Annotated in this window: 1 protein-coding gene; it reads left to right on the top strand. The window is 69.2% G+C overall.

The annotated features are described in order from the left end of the window. The coding region (locus ACZ2IA_RS22985; RefSeq protein ID WP_470294902.1) for an alcohol dehydrogenase catalytic domain-containing protein at positions 1-273 on the top strand (273 nt) is incomplete at both ends.

The following is a 273-nucleotide window of genomic DNA, read 5'->3' as shown; positions in this document are numbered from 1 at the left end:
GGTGGCCCCGAGGTGCTCGGTTTTTCGGAGCGGGCGCGTCCGGTGCCTCGGTCCAGGCAGATTCTGCTCGAGGTGCACGCGACGACCGTGACCACCGGAGACTGGCGGCTACGCAGCATGCAGGTGCCGGCCGGTTTCCGCTTGCTCTCGCGACTGGCTTTCGGGGTGTCCGGGCCGCGGCAGCAGATTCTGGGCTCGGAAGTTGCCGGCGTTGTGGTGGCGGTCGGGTCCGAGGTCACCAAGTTCGCCGTCGGCGAACAGCGCATCGCCGAC

Source organism: Crenobacter sp. CS_VA4 (assembly GCF_055597485.1).
The sequence above is the reverse complement of the archived record's forward strand: the minus strand, read 5'-3'. Positions and strand labels throughout refer to the sequence as shown.